The sequence below is a fragment of the Pantoea sp. SO10 genome, assembly GCF_005281435.1.
Taxonomy (GTDB): Bacteria; Pseudomonadota; Gammaproteobacteria; order Enterobacterales; family Enterobacteriaceae; genus Pantoea; species Pantoea leporis.
In genome coordinates this window covers 1086418-1100869 of sequence record NZ_CP040095.1, presented here as the reverse complement: position 1 = coordinate 1100869, position 14452 = coordinate 1086418, and the positions used below count along the sequence as shown (strand labels likewise).

Below are 14452 nucleotides of genomic sequence, written 5' to 3'. Positions count from 1 at the left end.
TATGGCGACAAAATATCCCGTCGAATTCAAACTCTCGGCCATTCACTATTTTCTTAGCGGCCATGCCGGTATTGATGGAACGGCTAAGCACTTCAGCATTGCCCCTACTAACCTGCGCCGCTGGGTTGCACGCTATCAGCATCACGGTGAGCAGGCTTTGCTTCCCCGCGGGCACCGGCGTTATTCTTCCGACTTCAGAGTTCAGGTGGCGCATTACGTTCTGGCTCATCCCGGTGAGTCATACGCCGCGGTTGCGGCGCGTTTTAATCTCACCTCATACAAAACGGTTGAATCCTGGGCCCGTCAGTACAGCCTTAAAGGCCACTACGCTTTCCCGCCCGAAAACAGCACGCGGAGTATACGAATGTCAGACAAAGCAAAATCACCAAAACCTGCCGGATCAATGACGGAGAAAGAGCTGCTTAAGGAGCTCGAATACCTTCGCGCCGAAAACGACTATCTGAAGGTTATGCAGGAGATTATCCTGGAAAAAAAGCGCCGGGAGCGGGAGAAAAAGCCGCTGCAGTGACGCGGTTGCGCACGCGGCATCGCCTGCCGGTGCTGCTGAGCGTATCGCGGCTGCCGAAAAGCACATTTTTTTATCAGCTTGCCCGCCAGCAGGCGGCGGATAAGTACGCAGAGGTGAAGGCGCTCATCGTCAGGCTGTCGGAGGAGCATCGCAGTCTTTACGGCTACCGGCGCATGGGCTGCCTGCTCAGGCAGCACGGCTGGGGGCTGAGCGGGAAAACCGTGCTGAAGCTGATGTCGGCGCTGGGCCTGCAGTCGCCGGTAAGAAAGAAGAGATACCGGTCCTGTCGCGGGCCCGAAGGGCGAACAGCCGGCAACGTGCTGCAGCGCAACTTCCGGGCACAGGCACCGAACGAGAAGTGGGTAACGGACGTAACGGAGTTCAGCGTTGCGGGTGAAAAATGCTACCTGTCCCCGGTTCTGGACCTGTATAACGGCGAAATCGTGGGCTGGGAAACGGCGCGTAAGCCGCTGATGCCGATGATAAACAATATGCTGAGCAGTGCCTTACGGCATCTGACGGGCGAGCAGCGTCCGCTTCTTCACAGCGATCAGGGCTGGCAGTATCAGATGCCGGAGTATAGGCAGCGCCTGGCGGAAAACGGGATAACACAGAGCATGTCGCGCAGAGGAAACTGCCTGGACAACGCGGTGATGGAAAACTTCTTCGGTCATCTGAAGTCGGAAATGTTTTACCTGAAGAAATACCGTGATGTAGAGGAGCTGGAGAAGGATATCGGAGACTATATCCACTTCTGGAATACTAAGCGGATAAAAATGGGGTTGGGTGGGCTGAGTCCGGTAGCGTACAGGACTCAGCATTACGCAGCGCTTTAACTAAACGGTCCAGGTTATGGGGTTCAGTTCATTAACGGCGACCTTGCGTTTTATCTGTCCCAATACGACTCTTCTAAGCTGTCTTCCCGCTCCGGCAGGCCGCGCGTCAGGCGTGGTGAATGCTGGTTCAGCACCTGATAACTTACCCGGTTCGCGTATTTACACACCTGTGCCAGCGACGAATAGGTCAGGTAGGCGCGGCCGTGTTTGCTGGAGTTCGGCACTTTTTGGCGGTGGAAGTTGTTAGCGGTGATGTCATGCAGCAGCGCCGCCAGCGCACCATCGCCCGCGCCATTGGTGTTCATGATCTTCTCTGGGCCGCCCATATATGGCGCGATATGCGAGAAGATGCGCAGCGGCTGATCGCAATCCTTGTGGCGCATCGCGCGGCTAAATTCATATTGGTTGAACTCAGCCAGCGCGCCCGGCAGCAGCGGATGGTTGGTTTTGCGCTTGTACTCCTCTTCAGTGAAACCGGCCATGTACAAACCGGTTGGCCCGGCGGTACACAGCACCAAATCTACCCAATCCAGCGCCATATTCGACGCCAGCAGCGGATCCTGCTCGCCGGTCAAGGCAAAGGCTTCTTCTTCGTTCATCGCCACAATTGAGACGTGATCGCGCAGGAAATCGCGCCAGAACTGCGGATTATCCTGAATCACATATTTGGTACCGAGCGTCAATACCACCGGCACGTTGTGTTTTTTGGCGTAGTCGATGGCGCGTAAAGTGGCTTCCGGCATCGGTTCGCCCGGCTGGCAGCGCACCAGATAGGACGTCAGCACCAGCGCCGACGCGCCTGCAATGACCTCTTCCGGAATGCTGTTGGCCTGCAGCTGGTTCATCAAGCCGGGACTGATGGCAAAGGTACGCTCACCCTGCTCGCCAATCAGCGTAAAGCAGCGGCCAATCGCGCCATCGACGCCCTGCAGGAAGTTCAGATCCATGCGGCTGGAGGTGTTGCACAGGTAGCGATAGGCGTAGCCGCCGATCTGAATGTTATTGCACATCACACCGAGCAGCACCGAGCGGTCATCCGCCAGCACCGAGTAGTTATGCAGGGTGTTTCCGATGGTGCCACCGGCAAATTGATGGCTGATGAGCGCTTCGCGCATCAGTTCGTTATAGAGCGCCTCGGCGGTAGCATCGTCGATCACCAGCGAGTGACCGGCGCTTAAACCGTAACGCTGCAGAAAGTCGTCGTCGACTTTGGCTTCAATATCCACCAGCGTCTGGTCGATACCCACCACCCAACTGCCCTCTTCCTGCTCTTGCTGCGTGGCTTGCAGCAGCGGATCGCGCGCGTTGACGGGGAAATAGTGTTTGGATTTGCGTTTGCCGGGAAATTTCATCGAGAGTGCCGTCAGGGAAAATCAGGCAGAGAATGATATCACACTCTCTGCCACACCCTTAACGGCGCGCGTTGACCAGCTGCACCATCATTTCAATGTGCTCCGCATCGGCGTTGAGCGCAGGAATGTACTCGAACTTTTCGCCGCCGGCATGCAGGAAGATCTCGCAGTTCTCACCGCTGATCTCCTCCAGCGTTTCAAGGCAATCCGCCGCAAAGCCCGGACTCATCACCTGCACATGCTTGATGCCTTTGGCCGGCAAGCTCTTCATGGTTTCATCGGTGTACGGCGTCAGCCACGGCTCGCGACCAAAGCGCGACTGGAAGGTCATCATGATTTTGTGTGGCGCAATGCCCAACGCCGCGGCCAGCGCATCGGTGGTGTCTTTGCAACGCAGCGGATAATCATCGCCTTCATTGGCGAAACGCTGCGGAATGCCGTGATAGGACAGCACCAGCAGATCCGGTTCGCCATGTAGCGCAAACGAGCGCTCAACCGAGGCTTTCAGCGCGGCGATGTAAGCCGGATGCTCCGCGTAATCGCGGATAAACGCCACTTCCGGCAGCGAGCGCAGTGGTTTAAAGCTGGTGGCTAAGCCATCCCAAACCGCGGCAACCGTCGAGCAGGAGAACTGCGGATAGAGCGGCAGCACGATGAGTTTGGTCACGCCCTGATCCAGCAAGCGCTTCAGCGCGCTGTCGAGGCTTGGCTGGCCGTAGCTCATGCCCAGTTCAACCGGCATATCGAGGCGCTGCGCCAATGCGTCACGCTGACGCTTGCTGAACACCATCAGCGGTGATCCTTCATCCATCCATACGGAAGCATACAGTTTCGATACGCGTGGCGAGCGAAAAGGCACGATGATGAAATTGAGAATCGGCCACCACAGTAAGCGCGGTGTATCAACCACTCGTGGATCGCCGAGGAATTGTTTCAGATAGCGTTTAACCGCAGGTGTTGTGGGTGCGTCTGGTGTGCCTAAGTTAACCAGCAAAACCCCGGGCTTTTCTTGCCTCATGGTATTTCCTTGATGTCGAAACGAATGGGTCGAATGCAAAATCAGGGGGAAATTGTAGCGGAAATTGAAGGAGGGGAAAGCAATTGCTGCAAAAGGGCCGGACAACCGGCCCCTCAACGCATTAACCGAGAATCGCGGCCAATTGCGTGCTCACTTCGGCGACAGGACGTGTGCCGTCGATTTTGTGATATTCGGTGTTGCCGTCTTGCGCTTCTTTGCCGTAGTAGGCAATCAGCGGTGCAGTCAGTTGATGGTATTCCACCAGACGCTTACGCACGGTCTCTTCCTGGTCATCTTTACGCGTGGTCAGCTCTTCGCCGGTCAGGTCATCTTTACCTTCCACTTTCGGTGGATTGTAAGTGACGTGATAAACGCGGCCCGATGGCGTATGTACGCGGCGGCCAACAATGCGATCCACAATCAGCTCGTCCGGTACAGCGAACTCCAGCACGTAATCAACCTTGATGCCCGCTTCTTTCATCGCGTCAGCCTGCGGGATAGTGCGTGGGAAGCCATCGAGCAGGAAACCGTTTTTGCAGTCTTCCTGCGCGATACGCTCTTTAACCAGCGCAATCACCAGCTCGTCAGTCACCAGTTTACCGGCATCCATGATCGCTTTTGCCTGTTGGCCCAGTTTCGTACCTGCTTTGACTGCCGCACGTAACATGTCACCGGTGGAGATTTGCGGAATACCGTATTTCTCCATGATGAATTGAGCCTGAGTGCCTTTACCTGCGCCCGGAGCTCCGAGCAGAATAATACGCATTGCGTAATTCCCCTTGCGAATCGCATTGTTCAATCTGAGAAGGCGAAGAACATACCATTATGGCCCGCGCACCACAAGGAAACGGGCGCGCTCGCCACGAAAGGTCTACTTTGACCTGCTTTGTCAGCAAATACCAGCAGAGTGCCCGTTTTTAGGAATCACGGCTAAGCATGAGTAGGTCTTTGAGGCGTTTTTTCAGTGCGGGTGTGACGTTCAGCTGTTTGTTGACCCCGCCGCGCACGTCGGCGCGCAAGCGTAATTGCGCCTGTTCGGGCAGCACCTGAATATCCTGCGGCAATTCACTGGCATTGAGGCCGTTCGGCAGCGGAAAAAGCGCAAAGGGTAATCCCGGTTGCTGAATGGAGTGCAGGATGAATGGCGAGTCGAGCGCGATTTTTTCCACCATCGCAATATTGTACGGACGCCATTCGCTCTCCTTCATCATTGCCAGCGCCTGTTCTGGCGCGCCACCGAGCGCTAATCCTTGCTCAAACAGCCGCAGCTCGCTGCGCACCAATGTGCTGAAATCGGCGGTGCGCAATGCGATTAACACCAGATCGCCGCATAACGCCGCATGGCGATCAAGGCGGGCGACAAACAGTCGCGCATCGCTCACCAGCCGTTTGTGTAGCTGCGTGGCAAACGACTCCGATGCATCGGTGACGCCGTGGCTTTGACATTCGCTCAACGCACGCACGCGACCTTGCTGCATATCAACATGATCCACCAGCGCAATGTTGCCCGCCGTCATCGGCAAGGTGGGCAGCACGCTCAGTTCACTAACCGGATAGTGCGAGGCATAGCGCGTGTGATTACGTGATTGCTCCTGACGGAGAAACAGCTGGGAAAGCAGCACTTGCGAGATATGCAAAGAGGGTGCGAAGAAGAGATCGAAATTTTCAAGCCGGTAATAACGGGAAAGCGAGCCGCGAAGCTTATCGCGCGCCGCCGCCGCCCTGGCAGAAGCAAGTTGTGGAGCCATCGCGTGGTATGTCTCTGGTTATTATGCTGTGTGTGGGAGGTGAAACCTGCGGTGATAGTCGGCGTAAAACACAGAGAGCCGTATCCGTCAACCTGCCAGAATCTGGGGGAAAGGTTAGGCCAATGCGGCTGGACATTAAAATGATATAAACTGACAATCCCTGTTAGGTTTTTACACAGGGGACGAGTATGACCGTGCTTCCATCGTTACGTGCACTGCACTATTTCCACCAGGCGGCACTGTTCAGCAGTTTTAGCGTAGCGGCCGAACGTCTGCATGTCACCCATAGCGCCATTAGCCATCAGGTTCGACAGCTGGAGAGCTGGATGGGGAAGCCGCTGTTTGTGCGTACCAATGGACGCGTCAAATTAACCTCACACGGTGAACGTTTGCTGGTGAGTTGTCAGAAAGCCTTTAGCGAGCTCTCCACCACCTGCGAAAGCATTCGTACCGGCATGCGCCATCATATCAGCGTCTCCTGCGCGCCCAGCTTTCTCTCGCAATGGCTAATTCCGCGCATCGCCAGCTTTTATCAGCGCTATCCCGATATTGAAGTGCAGTTTCAGCCGCTGGTGGAGATTGACCAGCTGCGCAGCGAGCATACCGATGTGCTGATTCTCAGCGCCGAGCAGTCGCCGGATGACGATATTGATGCCACCTTGATCAGCGATGATTATATCGGCCCACTGTGCGCCCCGCAGTTTGCCGCCCGCTTTCAAAGCGAGCAGGATCTCGCCTCACTGCCGCTGCTGCACGCCGATACGCGGCTGCATGCGTGGGCCGAATGGGCGAAAACCAGCGGCGTACGCGGCAATTACTGGATCGGCAAGCATTTCGATAATTTGACGTTAGCCATTCAGGCGGCGAGAAACGGATTGGGTGTGATTATGGCGCCACGCTTGCTGGTGCGTCAGGAGTTGAGTGACGGCACCTTGATCGCACCGCTGGGCTTTGTGCGCGTCGATCGCGCCACGTTGATGATGACCAAGACTTCGCGTCAGCACGATGCAGAGATTACGTTGTTTCGCGATTGGTTGCGGGATCAGGCGCAGATTTAACAGCAGATATAAAAAAAGGTCGCCATGAATGGCGACCTTTCGGGTTTGGTGCGATTACGCCGTCAGCAACTGGTTCATGCGACGGATAAATTGGTTTGGATCGTCAAGCGTACCGCGCTCGGCGAGCAGCGCCTGATCCAGCAGCAGCTCAACCCACTCGGCAAAGCGCGTTTCGTCCTGGGTATCGGCCACGCGTTTCACCAGCGTATGATCCGGATTGATCTCGAAAATGTACTTCACGTCCGGCACGTCCTGACCGGCCGCGGCAAACAGCTTCGCCATCTGCGTGGTCATTTCGTTAGCATCGGTGGTGACGATCGCTGGCGTGTCGGTGAGACGATGCGTCAGACGCACCTCTTTCACACGCTCGCCCAGCAGCGTTTTCACGCGCTCAACAAACGGCTCCAGCGCCTTCTCCGCTTCTTTCTGCTCTTCGGTCTCTTCATCGGCCAGTTTGCTCAGCGAATCATCCGCTTTGCTGACTGACTGGAAGGTTTTGCCGTCGAACTCGGTGAGGTAGCTCATCATCCATTCGTCGATACGATCGGAGAGCAGCAGCACCTCGATGCCTTTTTTGCGGAACAGTTCCAGATGCGGGCTGCTCTTCGCGGCGGCATAGCTGTCGGCGGTGATGTAGTAAATCTTATCCTGACCTTCCACCATGCGCGTCACGTAATCGTCGAGCGAAACGCTCTGCTCAGCGCTTTCGCTCTGGCTGGTGGCAAAGCGCAGCAATTTGGCAATCTGTTGCTGGTTAGCGTTGTCTTCGGCTGGACCTTCTTTCAGTACCAGACCGAACTCTTTCCAGAACTGCTGATATTTTTCCGCGTCGTCTTTCGCCAGCTTCTCTAACATCTGCAGGCTACGCTTGGTCAGCGCGCCACGCAGGCTTTGGGTCACACGGCTGTCCTGCAGGATTTCACGCGATACGTTCAGCGGCAGATCGTTGGAATCTATCAAACCACGCACGAAGCGCAGGTAGTTCGGCATGAACTGCTCGGCATCGTCCATGATGAACACGCGCTGTACGTAGAGTTTCAGGCCGTGCTTGCTGTCGCGGTTCCACATGTCGAACGGCGCACGCGCCGGGATATACAGCAGGCTGGTGTATTCCTGCTTACCTTCCACGCGGTTATGGCTCCAGATCGCCGGATCGCTGAAATCGTGGGCGATATGTTTGTAGAACTCGTTGTACTCGTCGTCGCTGATCTCAGACTTGTTGCGCGTCCACAGCGCCTGGGCTTTGTTGATCTTTTCCCAGGTGGTGGTGTCGCTCTCTTCGTCTTTGCTTTCAATCTCGACCGGCAGCGCGATGTGATCGGAGTATTTGCTGATCACGTTACGCACGCGCCACGCATCGAGGAAATCATCTTCGCCTTCACGGAAGTGCAGCGTGATTTCGGTACCGCGATCGGCTTTCTCAATCTCTGCCAGCGTATATTCGCCTTCGCCAGCAGATTCCCAGAACACCGCTTCATCGGCTTTAGCGCCGGCGGCGCGGGTGCGCACGGTGACTTTATCCGCCACAATGAACGCAGAGTAGAAGCCCACGCCGAACTGGCCGATCAGCTGACTGTCTTTCACCTGGTCGGAGCCCATGGATTCGAGGAAGGATTTGGTGCCGGATTTAGCGATGGTGCCGAGGTTCTCAATCACCTCATCACGGCGCATACCGATGCCGTTATCGCTGAGCGTCAGCGTGCGATTTTCCGGATTGACCGAGATACGTACGCGCAGGTCGCCGTCGCCTTCATACAGATCGGGCGTCGACAGCGCGCGGAAGCGCAGTTTGTCGGCGGCATCTGAAGCGTTGGAAATCAGCTCGCGCAGGAAAATCTCTTTATTTGAATAGAGTGAATGGATCATCAGGTGCAGAAGTTGTTTTACCTCTGACTGGAAGCCACGCGTCTCTTGTCCTTTCATGGTCATTGCTACCTCAACTGAATCGGGGTTGATGATACGTTGAGAGAGAAATGGGGATGAAGGAGAGGATTTCAAGCCGATGTCTGTGAAGACATCGGCAAGTGATTAGAAATTAATCTTGTGGCGTCCGGCGAGCGAGTGCGACAGCGTGGTGCCATCGACCATTTCCAGCTCACCACCGACCGGCACACCGTGTGCAATGCGGCTGGCATCAACGCCATATTGTCCGCACAACTCGGCGATGTAGTTGGCCGTGGCTTCCCCTTCCACCGTGGGATTGGTGGCGAGGATCACCTCGGTTAAGGTTTCGCGCTCGAGACGCTGCTCCAGCCGATCCAGGCCGATATCCTGTGGACCAATGCCATCCAGCGGTGACAAGTGCCCCATCAGCACAAAGTAGCGGCCGCCAAACTGGCCGGTCTGCTCAATGGCGTGGATATCTGCCGGGCTCTCCACCACACAAATCTGGCCGTTTTGCTGACGACGCGGATTGGCGCAGATGGTGCAGATTTCCTGTTCGGTGAAGGTACGGCAATCGGCGCAGTGACCGATTTCCGACATGGCGCGGGTCAATGCCTGCGCCAGACGCATGCCACCGCTACGATCGCGCTGCAACAGCTGAAAAGCCATACGCTGCGCCGACTTCGGGCCAACGCCCGGCAGGCAGCGCAACGACTCCATCAAAGATTCAAGCAGTGGACTGGTTTGCATCAGAACGGCATCTTGAAGCCAGGCGGCAGCTGCATACCTGAAGAGACGGCAGCCATCTTCTCTTTCTGCGTTTCGTCAATACGGCGTGCCGCATCGTTGAAGGCCGCGGCGATCAGATCTTCCAGCATGTCTTTGTCATCTTCCAGCAAGCCAGGATCGACTTCGACACGACGGCAGTTGTGCGCACCGTTGATGGTTACTTTAACCAAGCCAGCGCCTGATTCACCGGTCACTTCGATCGCGGCGATCTCTTCCTGCACTTTGGCCATTTTGTCTTGCATCTGCTGGGCCTGTTTCATCAGGTTGCCCAATCCGCCTTTACCAAACATAGTTTTCTCTCTCTGCTGGGGCTGCGCGCAGTTGACGCGCGGCAGCATGTTCACACCGGTCGAATACTCTCTTCATCCAGATCGGCATCGAAGAATCGACGCAATGTCTGAATATGGGTATCGCTTTCGATCGACTGTCGCGCCTGCGACAGCTTCTCTTCATAAATGGCCTGGCGCCACTCCAGTGGCGTCAATACCGTAGGATTATCGTCTTCAATAATCGTCAATTCAACCGGCTGGCCGGCAGACTGACTCAGCGCTTCCGCCAGCGCCTGCCTGGCAGAAGCTGAATTCAGATGGCGCTGACTGCTGCGCAGATGCAGCGTAACACCGGCTTCGCCCACCTCTTTCCACGCATTAAGCGCCACTTGCTGCACCAGTTTCGGTAGCGTCAGCGCGGCGATTTCAGCAGCCCACGCATCGCGCTGCTGGGCTTCTTCCGCCAGACGCAGCGCCAGCTCAGGGGTTTTCTCATGCTCCAGTGCCGAACGCAAGGCTTTTGGCGTCGCCACCGGCTCCGCTTTAACCTCCACCGGCAGCTGCGTTTTCCAGCGATAAGCTTCCGGTTTGGCCGGGGCTTTTACCGTGGGTTCGGACGCACGTTGTTGCACACGTTCAGTGACGCTAGCGAGACGTTCCAGCGCCGGATTCGCCGGCCGCGCGGAACGCGCTGCCGGCTCACTCTTTTTTGCTTTGCCGGCTCCCTGACGCAGCAACTGCGTTCGCGCCTGTAACAACTGGCTGGTGGAGTCAGGTAACGGATCGGGCGCGGGCTGCATGTCTGGATAATCATCCGACACCGGCGGCGCGTCAGGGTTTGGCGGTGCCATCTGCGGCTGCGCAGCCGGTGCGGGCGCGGTTTTCGCGGCGGCTTGTGGCGCAGCAACCTGCGGCGCAGCTTGTGGCGTCAAGGTGGGACGCGCCACCGGCTCCGCAATCGTTGCCTGCGGATGGAACGCCAGCGCCCGCAGCAGCGTCATCTCTACGCCTAAGCGCCGATCCGGTGCCAGCGGCAGATCTTTACGTCCCATCAACAACGTTTGGTAATAGAGCTGCACGTCAGCCGGTGGCAGTACGCGCGCTAACTCGCGCAGGCGATCGGCCTGGCTGAGATCGTCCTCGCTGAGCGAGCCTGGCAGCAGCTGCACCATCGCAATGCGGTGCAGTAAACGCAGCATCTCGACCAGCAGCGCTTCCCACTCAACCCCACGCGACGCGGCCTGATCCAGCAGCGCCATCACCTGTTCACCCTGGCCATCCACCAGCGCTTCAATCAGCGCCAGCGGCTGTTCATCGTCGAGCGTGCCGAGCATTTGTGCCACGGTGTCACGCGTTACGCTGCCCTGCCCCATGGCAATCGCCTGGTCGGTCAGACTCAGCGCGTCGCGCATGCTGCCATCAGCGGCGCGTGCCAGCAGATGCAGCGCGCGCGGTTCGGCAGCAATCTGCTCCTGCTGCAACACATGCGCCAGCTGCTGCTGGATTTGCTCCACGTCCAGCGCTTTGAGATGGAATTGCAGGCAACGGGACAGAATCGTCACAGGCAGCTTCTGCGGATCGGTGGTCGCCAGCAGGAATTTCACGTGCGATGGCGGCTCTTCCAGCGTTTTCAGCAGCGCGTTGAAGCTGTGACGCGACAGCATGTGCACTTCATCGATCAGATAGACCTTGAAGCGGCCGCGCGCCGGCGCGTACTGCACGTTATCGAGCAGATCGCGCGTATCTTCAACTTTGGTGCGTGACGCGGCATCGATCTCAATCAGATCGACAAAACGGCCCTGCTCGATTTCGCGGCAGTTATCGCATTGCCCGCAAGGCGTTGACGTGATGCCGGTTTCACAGTTAAGCCCCTTCGCCAGCAGACGGGCGATCGAGGTTTTCCCGACGCCGCGTGTGCCAGAAAAGAGATAAGCATGATGGATTCGTCCCAGTGACAACCCGTTGGCCAGCGCAGTCAGCACATGTTCCTGACCGACTACGTCAGCGAAGGCCTGGGGACGCCATTTTCGCGCAAGTACCTGATAGCTCATGTGGATTCAATCACTGGAATTTAGGGAGAAGGGAGAAAATGCAGCTTCGCAAACCCTGTTTATTTTGGCAGTAGTTTAACAGCCACCAGCGGATCAGCAACCACTAACTTTGCAGAGGTGGCGCCCCGCCGTGCAGCGGAGCGCGCAGGCCTTAGTGGCCGGGGAAATTCACCAGGCTGAAGCACTCGACGCCCATAGCAGTCAGGCGGGCTTCACCGGTCAGGTCAAACAGATTAATCACGAATGCGGCGTCTTTCACTTCTCCACCGGCGCGGCGGATCAGCTTCACCGTTGCTTCCAGCGTGCCGCCAGTCGCCAGCAGATCGTCCACCACCAGCACCACATCGCCTGGTTTAATGGCATCTTTGTGCAGTTCCAGCGCATCGGTGCCGTACTCCAGCTCGTAGCTTTCGCTGAAGGTGTCACGCGGCAGTTTGCCCGGCTTACGCACCGGCACAAAACCCACGCCCAAACCCAGCGCCACCGGTGCGCCAAACAGGAAGCCACGCGCTTCCGTTCCCACCACCTTGGTGATGCCTTTGTTACGATAACGCTCCACCAGAATGGCGATCGACGCGGCATACGCCTGCGGATCTTCCATCAGACTGGTCACGTCACGGAACAGAATGCCCGGCTTCGGATAGTCAGGAATGCTTTTAATGCTGTTTTTGATGAGTTCAAGCTGCTGCGCAGTTGCGGTCATAAATGTTACGCCTGGAGAAAATATCTAATACGCGCAGCTTCTCTAGCGCCAAACCCCGGAAACCGGGTTAAGCGAAGTCGTTTATAAGGGAAGCCACGCACGAAGATGCCCAAATCTATGCAAATACCCGGCTAAATGCAACCCTCACGCTACTGTTGTGGCGGGTTGGCATCCTCGGTTACAACCGGAATGCGCCACATAAAAAGCAGCAGCAGGCACAGCATCGCGCCTAACAGGATGCGCACCCACAGCAGGTTTACTAAATAAAGGGACACCGAAAAGGTAATCACAATCAGCAACATGGCGCGCCCTTTGGCGCCGGGCGGCATGGCACGATGCTGCTGCCAGTGGCGAATAAAGCGACCAAACGGCGACTTCCACAGCAACCAATGATGGAAACGCGGCGACGAGCGGGCAAAACACCAGGCCGCCAGCAACACAAATGGCGTCGTTGGTAATAAAGGTAATACAATGCCCAGCGTACCTAGCACAATCGCCAGCCAGCCAAGGCTCAGTAGTAAAATGCGCTGCATGCCTGATGCCTGAATAAGTCAAAAACAGCGTTACGTTAACACAGTCGGAAACAGAGTGATGCCCCAACCGCCCGCCCAGCAACGTCTCCATGCCATGTTAGAGTTACTGCGCCAGCAGATTGCGCAGCAGCCGGATGGTGCCTGTCGTCAGCCCCGTTTTGATTCTCACCTGTTTCGCACCAGCGGCACGCGTCTGGCGGATTATCTGCGCGAACTGGAAGGCAATGTGACGCAGTTAACCGCGGCTGACACTGATGTGGCGCGCCGTCAATGGCTGGCGGAGAAAGTGCTGGATCAAATTGCCGCCTTGCAGCGCGAATGCCAGAGCCAGCAGCTGCGCGTCAAGCGCGAGCGGCCACGCGTCGATGCTCGCCAGGCCAAGCGTGAAGAGTATCAAGGCTACGAAAAACGCTTACTGGCGATGATTGCGCAGCGCGAGCAGCATCTGGCGCGCGCTGAAACGCTGAGCGTTCAGCAGCAGTTAATTCGTGAAGTCGATCAGCTGCAAGACCGTTTGGCACGCTGCCGCGCCGCTATCTACAAACTGGAGTTGCCGCCTATGCCGCGCTGAACGCGGCGCTTTTTCCTCTATACTCATTGCGGTGAGAAAAAGGAGTAAAATCATGACGCTGGTATTATGGATTGTGATCGGTTTAGCGGCAGGCTGGCTCAAACGGGTGATTTTTCCCGGTCGTCCGGGAGGATTTGTGCCGACGTTGGTGCTGGCGGTGATTGGCGCGCTGATTGGCGGCTATATCGCCACCTACTTCACCACCGGCGATCTGGCCGTCCTGCATCCAGCCGGTTTCGCCAGCGCACTGCTGGGCGCACTGTTAATGCTGCTGGTCGCGGCGAAATTACGTATTTAGGAGAAAAAATGTCACTGGACAGCGCACCCGACGACATCAAACTTGCCGTCGATCTGATTCAACTGCTTGAAGAGAATAATGTCCCTACTGCCACCGTGCTGGCTGCGTTGGCGATTGTTCAGCGGGATTATGAGCAGAAACAAGCGGCGGAAATCAAGGCCGACTAAGCAGCGTTGGACTCAAGCGCAACATATCAAGAAACGCATCCACCAGCTGAGGCGCATCGGCTGCCAAATCAAAACTTTGCGGGTTAAACAGCCAGCTTTCCATCATGCCATTGATATAGCCGCGCATCAGTAGCGCCGCCTGACGCGTATTCAGGTTCGCAGGCAATTGGCTGGCATCAATACAAAGACGTAGTACAGTTTCAATTCGATCGTAACACGCTTGCAGTAAGCTCTGCTGCATATCCTGTAACGTCGACATTTCGCCAACAAACTCACATTTGTGAAAGATAATCTCCATTAATGCGCGTCTTTGCGGATCCTTTGCTGTGGCGTCAAGGATATAGATCAACATAGAACGAACAACAGAAAGTGGATCGCCCGGGTATTTTGTCTGATACTCAAGTTCCACATCGTCCAGCCCAGCGTCACAACGCAGCCAGATTTCCTGTAAGAGATCGGCTTTATTTTTGAAGTGCCAGTAGATAGCCCCGCGCGTGACGCCGGCCGCTGTTGCGATATCCGCCAGAGACGTGGCGGCCACACCATGTTCGGAAAAGTGTGCTAATGCGGCGTCAAGAATTTGATGCCGTGTTTCAAGAGCTTGCGCTTTGGTTTTTCGTGCCATGCTGGGCTTTTTTTACAAACT

Annotated in this window: 16 protein-coding genes and 1 other annotated feature; of the genes, 5 read left to right on the top strand and 11 right to left on the bottom strand. The window is 56.5% G+C overall.

Going from position 1 to position 14452, the window contains the following annotated elements:
- The first annotated feature begins 1 nt into the window (after position 1).
- Positions 2-1365 (top strand): IS3 family transposase gene (locus tag FCN45_RS05030; RefSeq protein WP_137385294.1). Its coding sequence is split into 2 segments (ribosomal slippage): positions 2-497 and positions 497-1365, totalling 1365 coding nucleotides; the frame shifts between segments, so codons are not numbered across the junction.
- Between the two features lie 50 nt (positions 1366-1415).
- Here FCN45_RS05030 and FCN45_RS05025 read toward each other — a convergent pair.
- The 4 genes from FCN45_RS05025 to FCN45_RS05010 all read right to left on the bottom strand — a co-directional run bounded on the left by FCN45_RS05025 (position 1416) and on the right by FCN45_RS05010 (position 5483).
- The gene (locus FCN45_RS05025; protein ID WP_101762392.1) at positions 1416-2717 is read right to left on the bottom strand and encodes an inosine/guanosine kinase; all 1302 of its coding nucleotides are present in this window, start codon (positions 2715-2717) and stop codon (positions 1416-1418) included.
- 58 nt (positions 2718-2775) lie between these two features.
- Positions 2776-3735 carry a ferrochelatase gene (hemH, locus tag FCN45_RS05020; protein WP_137385293.1) on the bottom strand — a complete coding sequence of 320 codons (960 nt, stop codon included), beginning with the start codon at positions 3733-3735 and terminating at the stop codon, positions 2776-2778.
- Positions 3736-3856: 121 nt separating this feature from the next.
- The gene (adk, locus tag FCN45_RS05015) at positions 3857-4501 is read right to left on the bottom strand and encodes an adenylate kinase (RefSeq protein WP_137385292.1); all 645 of its coding nucleotides are present in this window, start codon (positions 4499-4501) and stop codon (positions 3857-3859) included.
- A 151-nt stretch (positions 4502-4652) separates the two neighbouring features.
- Complete coding sequence (locus FCN45_RS05010; RefSeq protein WP_137385291.1) at positions 4653-5483, bottom strand: DUF6024 family protein; 831 nt, start codon at positions 5481-5483, stop codon at positions 4653-4655.
- Positions 5484-5671: 188 nt separating this feature from the next.
- Here FCN45_RS05010 and FCN45_RS05005 point away from each other — a divergent pair, with 188 nt between their 5' ends.
- The gene (locus FCN45_RS05005; RefSeq protein WP_101762395.1) at positions 5672-6541 is read left to right on the top strand and encodes a LysR substrate-binding domain-containing protein; all 870 of its coding nucleotides are present in this window, start codon (positions 5672-5674) and stop codon (positions 6539-6541) included.
- Positions 6542-6595: 54 nt separating this feature from the next.
- On the opposite strand, the gene htpG is transcribed toward FCN45_RS05005, so the two are convergent.
- From htpG to FCN45_RS04975, 6 genes are all read right to left on the bottom strand, one after another.
- Positions 6596-8470 (bottom strand): molecular chaperone HtpG, encoded by a 1875-nt coding sequence (gene htpG / locus FCN45_RS05000; RefSeq protein ID WP_137385290.1) that lies wholly within the window; start codon positions 8468-8470, stop codon positions 6596-6598.
- Positions 8471-8569: 99 nt separating this feature from the next.
- A complete protein-coding gene (gene recR / locus FCN45_RS04995; RefSeq protein ID WP_008103873.1) occupies positions 8570-9175 on the bottom strand; it encodes a recombination mediator RecR in 606 nt (201 codons plus the stop codon).
- Positions 9175-9504 carry a YbaB/EbfC family nucleoid-associated protein gene (locus tag FCN45_RS04990; protein WP_137386852.1) on the bottom strand — a complete coding sequence of 110 codons (330 nt, stop codon included), beginning with the start codon at positions 9502-9504 and terminating at the stop codon, positions 9175-9177. Before FCN45_RS04990 ends, recR begins: the two co-directional genes overlap by 1 nt.
- Before the next feature lie 50 nt (positions 9505-9554).
- Positions 9555-11534, bottom strand: a complete 1980-nt coding sequence (dnaX, locus tag FCN45_RS04985) for a DNA polymerase III subunit gamma/tau (protein ID WP_137385289.1) — start codon at positions 11532-11534, stop codon at positions 9555-9557.
- Positions 10152-10213 (bottom strand) — a sequence feature (DnaX frameshifting element). Its footprint overlaps the gene before it by 62 nt.
- A 151-nt stretch (positions 11535-11685) precedes the next feature.
- Positions 11686-12237, bottom strand: coding sequence for an adenine phosphoribosyltransferase (gene apt / locus FCN45_RS04980; RefSeq protein WP_101762398.1), 552 nt, complete (start codon positions 12235-12237; stop codon positions 11686-11688).
- A 149-nt stretch (positions 12238-12386) separates the two neighbouring features.
- On the bottom strand, positions 12387-12770 hold the full coding sequence (locus FCN45_RS04975; RefSeq protein ID WP_101762399.1) for a DUF454 family protein: 384 nt from the start codon (positions 12768-12770) through the stop codon (positions 12387-12389).
- 58 nt (positions 12771-12828) lie between these two features.
- Here FCN45_RS04975 and priC point away from each other — a divergent pair, with 58 nt between their 5' ends.
- From priC to rsmS, 3 genes are read left to right on the top strand one after another with little or no spacing between them, the layout of a single operon-like run.
- Positions 12829-13341 carry a primosomal replication protein PriC gene (priC, locus tag FCN45_RS04970; RefSeq protein WP_137385288.1) on the top strand — a complete coding sequence of 171 codons (513 nt, stop codon included), beginning with the start codon at positions 12829-12831 and terminating at the stop codon, positions 13339-13341.
- 52 nt (positions 13342-13393) lie between these two features.
- Complete coding sequence (locus tag FCN45_RS04965) at positions 13394-13639, top strand: GlsB/YeaQ/YmgE family stress response membrane protein (protein ID WP_137385287.1); 246 nt, start codon at positions 13394-13396, stop codon at positions 13637-13639.
- An 8-nt stretch (positions 13640-13647) separates the two neighbouring features.
- A complete protein-coding gene (gene rsmS / locus FCN45_RS04960; protein WP_101762402.1) occupies positions 13648-13806 on the top strand; it encodes a pleiotropic regulatory protein RsmS in 159 nt (52 codons plus the stop codon).
- On the opposite strand, the gene acrR is transcribed toward rsmS, so the two are convergent.
- Positions 13793-14431, bottom strand: coding sequence for a multidrug efflux transporter transcriptional repressor AcrR (gene acrR, locus FCN45_RS04955; protein ID WP_110867732.1), 639 nt, complete (start codon positions 14429-14431; stop codon positions 13793-13795). The genes rsmS and acrR overlap by 14 nt on opposite strands.
- Positions 14432-14452 lie beyond the last annotated feature (21 nt).

Bases quoted from the DNA above. Each gene is read 5' to 3' on its own strand.
- hemH (WP_137385293.1), bottom strand. From the start codon at position 3,735: ATGAGGCAAGAAAAGCCCGGGGTTTTGCTGGTTAACTTAGGCACACCA.
- htpG (WP_137385290.1), bottom strand. From the start codon at position 8,470: ATGACCATGAAAGGACAAGAGACGCGTGGCTTCCAGTCAGAGGTAAAA.
- FCN45_RS04975 (WP_101762399.1), bottom strand. From the start codon at position 12,770: ATGCAGCGCATTTTACTACTGAGCCTTGGCTGGCTGGCGATTGTGCTA.
- dnaX (WP_137385289.1), bottom strand. From the start codon at position 11,534: ATGAGCTATCAGGTACTTGCGCGAAAATGGCGTCCCCAGGCCTTCGCT.
- FCN45_RS05010 (WP_137385291.1), bottom strand. From the start codon at position 5,483: ATGGCTCCACAACTTGCTTCTGCCAGGGCGGCGGCGGCGCGCGATAAG.
- priC (WP_137385288.1), top strand. From the start codon at position 12,829: ATGCCCCAACCGCCCGCCCAGCAACGTCTCCATGCCATGTTAGAGTTA.
- FCN45_RS04990 (WP_137386852.1), bottom strand. From the start codon at position 9,504: ATGTTTGGTAAAGGCGGATTGGGCAACCTGATGAAACAGGCCCAGCAG.
- acrR (WP_110867732.1), bottom strand. From the start codon at position 14,431: ATGGCACGAAAAACCAAAGCGCAAGCTCTTGAAACACGGCATCAAATT.
- FCN45_RS04965 (WP_137385287.1), top strand. From the start codon at position 13,394: ATGACGCTGGTATTATGGATTGTGATCGGTTTAGCGGCAGGCTGGCTC.
- apt (WP_101762398.1), bottom strand. From the start codon at position 12,237: ATGACCGCAACTGCGCAGCAGCTTGAACTCATCAAAAACAGCATTAAA.
- FCN45_RS05005 (WP_101762395.1), top strand. From the start codon at position 5,672: ATGACCGTGCTTCCATCGTTACGTGCACTGCACTATTTCCACCAGGCG.
- rsmS (WP_101762402.1), top strand. From the start codon at position 13,648: ATGTCACTGGACAGCGCACCCGACGACATCAAACTTGCCGTCGATCTG.
- adk (WP_137385292.1), bottom strand. From the start codon at position 4,501: ATGCGTATTATTCTGCTCGGAGCTCCGGGCGCAGGTAAAGGCACTCAG.
- FCN45_RS05025 (WP_101762392.1), bottom strand. From the start codon at position 2,717: ATGAAATTTCCCGGCAAACGCAAATCCAAACACTATTTCCCCGTCAAC.
- recR (WP_008103873.1), bottom strand. From the start codon at position 9,175: ATGCAAACCAGTCCACTGCTTGAATCTTTGATGGAGTCGTTGCGCTGC.